The organism is Blautia sp. AF19-10LB, assembly GCF_003461245.1.
GTDB classification, from domain to species: Bacteria; Bacillota; Clostridia; order Lachnospirales; family Lachnospiraceae; genus Blautia_A; species Blautia_A intestinihominis.
In genome coordinates, this window is the sequence record NZ_QTWS01000033.1 from 32975 (window position 1) to 42627 (window position 9653).

Consider the following 9653-nt stretch of genomic DNA (forward strand, 5'->3'; position numbering starts at 1 on the left):
TTATAGGACCGGGTAGGTCACTGCAGATCCGAGCAGGAATAGTTGTTGGCATGAATTTACAGGACTTCTCTACCCTGATGGGCGAGGAGTCTTTTTGTGTATAAGGGGGAAAATAATGAGAGGACTACGGAAATACCTGACGCCATTTGCACCAGATCAGTCAGGTGCAGTATCGGTACTTTTTGAACTGGGAGGTATTGTGGTGATCTGCGATGCGGGGGGATGTACCGGTAATGTATGCGGATTTGACGAGCCGCGGTGGTTTGAACAGAAAAGTGCGATCTTCAGCGCCGGACTTCGAGATATGGATGCGATCCTTGGACGTGATGACCGTCTGGTGACGAAGCTTGCAGATGCAGCACAGAAGGTAGATGCAACATTCGCAGCAGTGATCGGAACCCCGGTTCCGGCGGTGATCGCAACGGATTATCTGGCATTGAAACGCATGAGTGAGAAGAAGATAAATCTGCCGATCCTGACCGTTGATACAGATGGAATGGAACTTTATGACAAAGGCGAGGAGAAAGTTTTTGTGGAGCTTTTCAAAACTTTTGCAACGGAAAAATATCCAGTGGAAGAGCGCAGGATCGGTATCCTCGGAATGACTCCGCAGGATGTCAGCGACCTTGCGGCAGCAGACAAAATACGTGCCCTGTATCAGCAGAAATATGGTCAGCAGGCGGTCTGTTACTGTATGGGCGACGGACTGAAAGAAGTAAAAAAAGCTTCCTCAGTGAGTAGAAATATCGTGGTTTCTCCGGCGGCACTTATGGCGGCGAAATATCTGGAAAAGACATTTGGAACGCCATATGAAATCCACTATCCACTGGTAGAGGAACTGCTTCCGGAACTGGATTATACCGGAAAAAAAGTCCTTGTTGTACACCAGCAGGTGATCGCCGATTCCATCCGCAGAGAACTGCTGGAGAGAGGCGCAAAGACCGTCCAGACAGCAGACTGGTTTATGATGAAAAAAGAACTTCTGGCAGACGGAGATATGTCTCTTCGTGACGAGGATGACTACATAGAACTGGTACAAAATGGAGATTTTGATATCATTTTTGCAGACGGATGTATGGAGCGCATGACACCGGAATTTAAAGGAAGCTTCATAAATACAAGACATTTTGCAGTATCAGGGAAGCTGATCGGGAAGTAAAGTCAGCTGATCACGAGCAGACAATTGTAAATAAAAAATCCTGCTGTATCTATGGAGTGATATAGCAGATTGGAGAAGATTATGAGTGAAGAAATCACCAGACAGATCCGCGTTTACGGAATCGTACAGGGGGTAGGATTCCGGCCAACGGTCAGCCGCCATGCGGCCACGCGGGGCATCCGTGGAAATGTCTGTAACAAGGGACCTTATGTGGAAATTTACGCACAGGGATCAGAGGAAGCGGTCAGAGGATTTATCTCAGATATCCAGAACCGGCCGCCGAAACGTGCAGCAATCCTCAAAGTAAATGTCGAAAATGTAGAGCATCCGGAAGCGTATACACAGTTTGATATCATCGAAAGTGAGAAGACAAAAGGAGAGATTTTTGTCTCACCGGACATTGCAATCTGCGATGAATGCAAGGAGGAAATATTTGATCCCAGGAATCGGAGATATCTGCATCCGTTTATCAACTGTACCTGCTGCGGACCGAGACTGACGATTCTGGATTCGCTTCCTTATGACAGAGAACGGACCAGTATGAAAGAGTTTCCGATGTGCCCGGACTGTGAAAAAGAATACTATGATCCGGCGACAAGAAGATACGATGCACAGCCGGTCTGCTGCAATGACTGTGGACCGGAAGTATACCTGATCGGCAGAGAAGAAAGAGGCAGGGCTGCGATCACTTATGCGAGAAAAACGATTGCAGAGGGCGGGATTGTTGCGATCAAAGGCATCGGTGGATTTCATCTCTGCTGTGATGCTTCAAATGAGGGGGCAGTCAGCCGCCTGCGGCAGCTCAAACGTCGTCCGATGAAGCCTTTTGCAGTGATGGCAAAAGATCTCGAAGCTGTCAGAAAAGAATGTGAAGTTAGCGCAGAACAGTCCAAAATTCTCGACGGACATCAGAAGCCGATCCTGCTTCTGGATAAGAAAAAAGAGGCTGAGATCCTCTGTCCATCCGTGGCACCGGGCAATCCAAAAGTCGGTGTGATGCTGCCATATGCACCGGTACAGCTTCTGATCTTTACGTATGATGACGGGATTGAAATGCCGGAATTTCTGGTAATGACCAGTGGAAATATATCCGGTGCGCCGATCTGTCGTGACGATCGGGAAGCAGAGGCAGAACTGTCTGGATTCTGCGACTGCATGCTGTCCCATGACCGCAAGATCCGTATCCGCGCAGACGATTCTGTAATGGATTTTTATGAGGATAAACCATATATGATCCGCCGTTCCAGAGGTTATGCACCACTTCCGTTTATGGTTTCCACACCATATCAGGGACAGGTGCTCGCAATCGGTGGAGAACTCAAAAACTCCTTCTGCATCGGTGTGGATAACCGTTTTTATCCGTCCCCATATGTGGGAGACCTGGAAGATCTGCGGACAGTAAAAGCACTTCGTGAGACAGTCGGAAGACTGGAAACACTGCTGGAAGTGGAGCCGGAGATCGTATGCTGTGATATGCATCCGAAGTACAATTCTGTGATGGTCGCAGAAGAACTTGGATTACCGGTAGTGAAGGTACAGCACCATTATGCACACATTCTTTCCTGCATGGCAGAGAATGACTGTGCGGATCAGGTGGTCGGCGTATCGTTTGACGGAACCGGCTATGGAACAGACGGTACGATCTGGGGAGGAGAAATCCTTCTGGCAGATCTGAATGGATTCGAAAGAACAGGAAGTGTCATGCCATTCCTGCAGATCGGCGGAGATGCTTCTTCAAAAGAGGGATGGCGTATCGCAGTTTCCCTGCTCTATGGAATGACAGGTGACAGGGAAAAAGCATCTGAGATCATAGAGAAATTAGAACTTTGTACGAAGCAGGAAGCAAATGTACAGTTCACCATGGCAGACCGTAAGATCAATGCCGTGATGTCAACCAGCGCAGGCCGTTTGTTTGACGGTGTGAGCGCGATACTTGGAATCCGCAGGAAGTCCACATTTGAAGGAGAGGCGTCCATGGCACTTGAATTTGTCGCGGAAGAGTATCAGAAGAACAGGTTAAAAAATGCGAAAAAGATGCCGGAGATACCGACTTATGAACTATTAAAAGAAGGCAATGACCGGCTGCTTCTCAACACCGGCTCCCTGATAAAAGAAATCCTGTACCGCAGGTTAAACGGTGAAGATTCTGACCGTCTGGCATACATTTTCCATCAGGAACTTGCCCGCCAGATCACGGCATCCTGTGTGAAGATCAGAGAGCAGAGCGGCTGTAATAAAGCAGCTTTAAGTGGCGGTGTTTTTCAGAACCGGCTGCTTCTGGAACTGACTGATCATATGTTGAAACAGCAGGGATTTGAAGTGCTGAAACATCAGCTTGTACCGCCAAATGACGGCGGGATCGCACTTGGACAGGCAGTGTATGCGATGGCATATTTAGATAGAAATAGAAATAAGTAAAAAGGGAGGCATTACCATGTGTGTAGGTTTATCAGCAAAAGTAGTAAAAATCAGTGAAGGAACAGCAGTTGTAGACGCTGGCGGAGCTAAAAGAAAAGTTTCCGCACAGCTTCTGGAAGACCTGGAACCGGGTGATTATGTGATGGTCCATGCAGGTGTTGCAATCGCAAAGATCACTGATGAAGATGATGACGAAACAGATCAGTTAATGGAGGAACTGCTGTAATGGGAGAAGAGAGAAAAAAAACAGCCCGCGAGATCATAGAGAACTATGACGGTCCGGCAGTCCGCATCATGGAAGTCTGTGGAACACATACACACGAGATCTTTCGACTGGGAATCCGCAAACTTCTGCCGCCGCAGGTAGAACTGATCTCCGGTCCGGGATGTCCGGTCTGTGTGACACCGGTTGGATTTATTGATGAAGCAGTGTGGCTGGCACTGGAAAAAAATGTAACGATCTGTACCTTCGGAGATCTGGTACGAGTACCGGGAACGAAAATGAGCCTTGCAGGAGCGAGAGAAAAAGGTGCAAAGATCCGCATCGTCTACTCTCCGACAGACGCAGAAAAATATGCACTGGAACATCCAGAAGAAGAGGTTGTCTTCCTGTCTGTCGGATTTGAAACTACAACACCGGCAGAATGTCTTTCTGTAAAGCAGGCAAAGAAGGATGGTCTTTTCAATTATTCTCTGCTGATGGCAAATAAGACCATGCCGCAGGCATACGAGGCACTAAAAGGAAGTGCAGATGTTTTTCTGTATCCGGGACATGTCAATGCGATCACAGGAACAGAACTCTGCGAACATCTGACAGAAGAAGGCGTAAGCGGTGTTGTTGCCGGATTTACTGCGAAAGAGCTTCTCACAGCACTTGCCGTTTCCCTGGTGAAATTCCAGGAAGGAAAACCATTCTTTGTAAACTGCTATCCGAGAGTCGTGAAACCGGAAGGAAGTCGCGAAGCACAGCAGCTCACTGAAGAAATGACAGAAGCCTGTGACAGTGAGTGGAGAGGGCTTGGCGTGATTCCGAGATCAGGTGTCTGTCTTAAAAAAGAGTGGAGCGATTTTGACGCAAGAAAGAAATACAATATTCCACCGATCCAGGGTAAAGCAAACCCGGCATGCAGATGCGGCGATGTCCTGCAGGGCAAATGCAAACCATCCGACTGCAAAGTATTCGGCAAAGTCTGCACCCCTCAGCACCCGGTAGGAGCATGTATGGTTTCAAATGAAGGCGCATGTTCGGCTTATTATGCGTATGGGGACAATAAATAATACCAGGGATTAAAGTTCCAAATGCTGAGTATGTTTACAGGTATAATAATGTTAAGAGAAAAGAGGACAATCCTATGAGCAGTTTAAAAGATAAAACAGTAACAATGGCGCACGGCGCAGGCGGCCGCCAGACTTCAGAACTGATCGACCAGATCTTTGCAGCACACTTTGCCAACCCGGATTTGACAGCAGATGATGCGGCAGTCCTGACACCACCGGCAGGAAAAATGGCAGTTTCCACAGACGGATTTATCGTCTCACCGGCATTCTTTCCGGGCGGAAATATCGGTAAACTTTCCATTTGCGGTACGGTCAATGACCTCGCATGTATGGGTGCAAAACCACTGTACCTGACCTGTGCATTTGTCATCGAAGAAGGCTTCCCGATGGAAAAACTGGAAGAAATCGCCTCCGCAATGGAAAAAACAGCCGCAGAAGCAGGCGTACATATCGTGTCCGGTGATACCAAAGTTGCAGGCAAAGGACAGGTAGACGGCGTTTTTATCACAACGACCGGAATGGGACAGATCGAAGACGGCGTAAAAGTCGGCGGAACCCTTGCACAGCCGGGAGATGCGATCATCGTAACCGGTGATGTCGGAAGACATGGATGCACGATCCTTCTTGCGAGAGAAGATTTCGGGATCGAAGCAGATGTCACCAGCGACTGCGCGCCGCTCTGGAAAGCAGTAGAAGCTGTCATGAACACTACCCACGATCTCCATGTGATCCGTGATGCCACAAGAGGCGGTGTCGGAACCGTCCTCTATGAAATTGCAGGACAGAGCAACGTCGGGATCCGCCTCGATGCAGCCTCCGTCCCGGTAGCACCGGAAGTCAAAGGAGTCTGCGGTATGCTCGGACTTGAACCGCTCTATCTGGCATGCGAAGGCCGCATGGTCATCATGGCTCCAAAAGCTGAAGCAGAAAAAATCGTCGAAACCCTCCGCCGGTGTCCATACTCCAAGGACGCCGCCATCATCGGAGAAGTCACCGCCGACCAGCCAGGCAAAGTAGTCATGACAACTGAGATCGGCACCCAGGCACTCCTGCCACAGCCGGGAGGAGAACTTTTACCACGTATCTGCTAATTGCGAAGCAATGGAGCATTCTGTAGAATTATTATTAAGGAGGACAACCATGGACACAAGAGTAGCAGTAATATCCATCATCGTCGAAGACAGCGATTCCATCGAAACCCTCAACCAGCTTCTTTACGATGCCCGCGACTACATCATCGGCCGCATGGGCATCCCATACCGTGAAAAAGGAATCAGCATCATCAGCATCGCCATCGATGCCTCACAGGACATTATCAGCGCCCTTTCCGGCAAGATCGGCCGCCTCAAAGGCGTGTCCACCAAGACCGCTTATTCCAATGTCATCACACACGCGGAGGAAAAACATGATTAAAATAGCAGTATACGGCAAAGGCGGAATCGGCAAATCCACAACCGTATCCAACGTGGCAGCCACCCTCGCAGAAAAAGGACTGACCGTCATGCAGATCGGCTGCGATCCAAAAGCAGATTCCACGATCCAGCTTCGGCATGGAAAACAGATGCGGACCGTACTCGATCTCTATAATGAGAAAAAACAGAATCTCAAGCTCGAAGACATGATCACAACCGGCTATCAGAGCGTGATCTGCGTAGAGGCCGGAGGCCCCACGCCAGGACTTGGCTGTGCAGGACGCGGGATCATCACTGCCCTCGAAAAATTAAAAGAAACAGGAGCTTACGAGACTTATAAACCGGACATCGTCCTCTATGACGTTCTCGGAGACGTCGTCTGTGGCGGTTTCTCCATGCCGATGCGAAAAGGCTATGCAGACAAAGTTTTTATCATAACTTCCGGTGAAAACATGGCGATCCATGCCGGAGCCAATATTGCCATGGCCGTACAGAACTTCAAAAACCGTGGTTACGCAACCCTTGGTGGCATCATCCTGAACCGCCGCAATGTAAAACGAGAAGAAGAAAAAGTACAGGAACTTGCCGATGATTTTGAAACGCAGATAATCGGAAAACTCACCCGCAGCGACCTGGTCACAGACGCAGAAGAACAGGGCAAAACCCTGATGGAATGTTACCCGGACAGCGAAATGGCAGCAGAATACCGCACACTGGCAGAAAACATTCTGGCTATCTGCAGAAAGGACGGGCTATGCTGAAACGAGTTGGCGGTGAAATAAACCCGGAAGGTGCAGTCATAACGATCGGAGAAGCTGATTTTCCTGTTCCATTTCCGCTCGGACTGGAATTCAACTCTCCGGCACATGGCAACTGGAATATCGTCCACACCGGAATGCTTATGCCTGAGGCGATCCAGATCTATGTCTGCGCAGACAACTGCATGCGCGGCGTCGTTCTGACAGCGGCAGAGATGAATGCGGCAGACCGTTTTTCCTTTGTCACTGTGGAAGAAGAAAATCTCCTGAACGGAAATCTGGAGGATGTGACGATCGAAGGAGTGACAGATGTCCTCAATAAATTAGAAAAGAAACCAAAAGCAGTGCTCCTTTTTACTGTCTGTCTGCATCATTTTCTGGGATGCGACCTGGACAGAGTCTATGAAGAACTAGGCACACGTTTCCCGGAGATCGTTTTTGTGCGCTGCTTCATGGATCCGATCATGCAGAAACATGGACTGACACCGGATCAGAAACTGCGAAAGGCAATGTACGATCCGCTTATCACGAAGGAGCCAGATCCGCTGACAGTAACGCTCGTTGGAAGCGACTTTGTACTTGATGAAAGCAGTGACATCAAACGATTGCTGAGAAGTACCGGTCACACTTTGCGGGAACTTCCAGCCTGTAAAACATGGGCGGAATACCAGCAGCTTGGAAGTGCAGAAATTTTTGTTTCCTGTTACCCGCCGGCAAAATACGGTGCAGCCATGCTGACAGAACGCCTGAACAGAACACATCTGTATCTTCCGGGTTGTTTTGATTATGGGGAGATCAAAGAAGAAATTCGAAATCTGATAAAGGAGCTTCAGGCAGGATGGAGCCGGGAGGATACTTCGAATACAAAGTGTGCAGATATCACATCCGAAGAAATAGAAGCATTTTGCCAGAGAGAGATCACTCTTTGCGAAGATTCCATCAACCACGCAAAATCCATCATCGGCGACACCCCGGTCGTTCTGGATTATCTGTACCACCCAAGACCATTAGGTCTCGCAAAACTTCTTCTGGAACACGGTTTCCATGTAACAACCGTCTACCTCGACAGCATAAGTCCGGAAGAAAAGCCGGCCTTCGACTGGCTGAAACTTCATCATCCGGACCTGGAACTGCGTGCCACGATCCAAACCAAGATGCGTGTCCTTCCGCGCGGGACAGAAGGTAAAGTTCTTGCTATTGGACAGAAAGCCGCCTGGTTTTCCGGCAGCAGAAATTTCGTCAACATGGTACAGGGCGGCGGCTTGTGGGGCTTCGACGGGATCCGAGGAACCATGGAACTGATGACAGAAGCTTTTCTCGAAGAAAAAGATCCCGCGGATTTGATCGTTCGTAAAGGATGGGGGTGCGAAAGCTGCATATGAGACAGTCATACAAAATCATACCGATCTACACCGCCGATGTTTCTGGTGTATGCTCTGCCCTGTATGACCTGGGCGGCATGGTAGTCATGCACGACCCGTCCGGCTGTAATTCGACTTATAATACACATGACGAGATCCGCTGGTACGACCAGGACAGTCTGATCTATATTTCCGGGCTGACAGAGATCGATGCAGTTATGGGAAACGATGCAAAATTCATTCACGATATTGAAGAAGCGGCGAAAGAACTAAAACCGAAGTTCATCGCACTTGCAGGCTCGCCGATCCCATTTATGAACGGGACAGATTTTCCTGCGATCGCGCAGGTGATCGAAACAGAGACAGGAATCCCGGCTTTTGCAGTTCCGACAAATGGCATGCATGATTATACTTACGGAGCAGGTCTTGCACTGGAGAAAATCGCAGAACGATTTGTTAAGAAACCGCATCATATCAGACCGCATACCCTTAATCTTCTCGGCGTAACCCCGCTGGATTTTGGTCCGCAGGCAAACGTAGATGCCATGAAACAGACTTTACGCCAACGTGGCTGGGAGGTCATTTCTACCTGGGCGATGGGAGATACGCTTGAGGATTTATCCCATGCAGGTGAAGCAGAAGTAAACCTGGTCGTATCCTCCGTAGGTCTTCCGGCAGCAAAGATCCTCCAGGAAAAATTCGGAACTCCATATGTTATTGGAACTCCGGTTGGAGGATTTACAGAAGAACTCATCCAGGCAATAAATGAAGAAGTTTCACATCATAATGAAGCAGAAGAAGCAGACAAGAACAACATTCTCGCGGCATATCTTAAGAACCGTCTGGCAGGAACTCCGCAGATAACTCTGATCGGAGAAGCCGTGACCATGGGCTCCCTGGCAGTAACCCTCGAAAAACAATACAACAAACCAGTCCGCGTCATCTGTCCGCTGGAAACTCACGAAGGTCTTCTCGCACCGAATGACTGTACAGCAGATGGAGAAGAAGAAATGGAGCAGCTTCTAAAGGATGCAGGGATCATCTTTGCAGATCCTCTTTACCGCCCGATCTGTCCGCCGGATTCTACATTCATCGAACTTCCGCATATCGCTTTTTCCGGCAGGATTTTTCTGAAAAAGATCAAAAAATGCGGGATCTTTGGAGAGTTAAACGATATAAAATTGCCGTAAAAACGTACATTTTAGGATAATAAGCGGGAATCCTCGGCAATTCAATTACCGAGATGAAAGCGTAGGATTGTGCGTAT

General features: G+C 48.8%; 9 protein-coding genes. All 9 read left to right on the forward strand.

The genetic code is table 11. The annotated features are described in order from the left end of the window. The first annotated feature begins 115 nt into the window (after positions 1–115). The 9 genes from DWX28_RS15465 (at position 116) to DWX28_RS15505 (ending at position 9576) form a co-directional block, all read left to right on the forward strand. A complete protein-coding gene (locus DWX28_RS15465; RefSeq protein ID WP_118253673.1) occupies positions 116–1159 on the forward strand; it encodes a nitrogenase component 1 in 1044 nt (347 codons plus the stop codon). Positions 1160–1240: 81 nt separating this feature from the next. Further along, positions 1241–3577 (forward strand): carbamoyltransferase HypF, encoded by a 2337-nt coding sequence (gene hypF / locus DWX28_RS15470; protein WP_118253676.1) that lies wholly within the window; start codon positions 1241–1243, stop codon positions 3575–3577. A gap of 16 nt (positions 3578–3593) precedes the next feature. Next, positions 3594–3803 (forward strand): HypC/HybG/HupF family hydrogenase formation chaperone, encoded by a 210-nt coding sequence (locus tag DWX28_RS15475; RefSeq protein ID WP_022213579.1) that lies wholly within the window; start codon positions 3594–3596, stop codon positions 3801–3803. Then, entirely contained in the window at positions 3803–4855 is a 1053-nt protein-coding gene (gene hypD / locus DWX28_RS15480; protein WP_022213578.1) for a hydrogenase formation protein HypD, read from the forward strand. Before DWX28_RS15475 ends, hypD begins: the two co-directional genes overlap by 1 nt. 74 nt (positions 4856–4929) lie before the next feature. Continuing rightward, a complete protein-coding gene (hypE, locus tag DWX28_RS15485) occupies positions 4930–5946 on the forward strand; it encodes a hydrogenase expression/formation protein HypE (RefSeq protein ID WP_118253679.1) in 1017 nt (338 codons plus the stop codon). 49 nt (positions 5947–5995) lie between these two features. Then, positions 5996–6268, forward strand: a complete 273-nt coding sequence (locus DWX28_RS15490) for a TM1266 family iron-only hydrogenase system putative regulator (RefSeq protein ID WP_022213576.1) — start codon at positions 5996–5998, stop codon at positions 6266–6268. Further along, positions 6261–7028 (forward strand): nitrogenase iron protein NifH, encoded by a 768-nt coding sequence (locus DWX28_RS15495; protein ID WP_022213575.1) that lies wholly within the window; start codon positions 6261–6263, stop codon positions 7026–7028. The genes DWX28_RS15490 and DWX28_RS15495 overlap by 8 nt, the downstream gene beginning before the upstream one ends. Then, the gene (locus tag DWX28_RS15500) at positions 7022–8407 is read left to right on the forward strand and encodes a nitrogenase component 1 (protein ID WP_118253681.1); all 1386 of its coding nucleotides are present in this window, start codon (positions 7022–7024) and stop codon (positions 8405–8407) included. Before DWX28_RS15495 ends, DWX28_RS15500 begins: the two co-directional genes overlap by 7 nt. Further along, positions 8404–9576, forward strand: coding sequence for a nitrogenase component 1 (locus DWX28_RS15505; protein ID WP_118253684.1), 1173 nt, complete (start codon positions 8404–8406; stop codon positions 9574–9576). The genes DWX28_RS15500 and DWX28_RS15505 overlap by 4 nt, the downstream gene beginning before the upstream one ends. Positions 9577–9653 lie beyond the last annotated feature (77 nt).

Coding starts and splice junctions, on each gene's coding strand:
- DWX28_RS15475 (WP_022213579.1), top strand. CDS start 3,594: ATGTGTGTAGGTTTATCAGCAAAAGTAGTAAAAATCAGTGAAGGAACA.
- hypE (WP_118253679.1), top strand. CDS start 4,930: ATGAGCAGTTTAAAAGATAAAACAGTAACAATGGCGCACGGCGCAGGC.
- hypD (WP_022213578.1), top strand. CDS start 3,803: ATGGGAGAAGAGAGAAAAAAAACAGCCCGCGAGATCATAGAGAACTAT.
- DWX28_RS15505 (WP_118253684.1), top strand. CDS start 8,404: ATGAGACAGTCATACAAAATCATACCGATCTACACCGCCGATGTTTCT.
- DWX28_RS15465 (WP_118253673.1), top strand. CDS start 116: ATGAGAGGACTACGGAAATACCTGACGCCATTTGCACCAGATCAGTCA.
- hypF (WP_118253676.1), top strand. CDS start 1,241: ATGAGTGAAGAAATCACCAGACAGATCCGCGTTTACGGAATCGTACAG.
- DWX28_RS15490 (WP_022213576.1), top strand. CDS start 5,996: ATGGACACAAGAGTAGCAGTAATATCCATCATCGTCGAAGACAGCGAT.
- DWX28_RS15495 (WP_022213575.1), top strand. CDS start 6,261: ATGATTAAAATAGCAGTATACGGCAAAGGCGGAATCGGCAAATCCACA.
- DWX28_RS15500 (WP_118253681.1), top strand. CDS start 7,022: ATGCTGAAACGAGTTGGCGGTGAAATAAACCCGGAAGGTGCAGTCATA.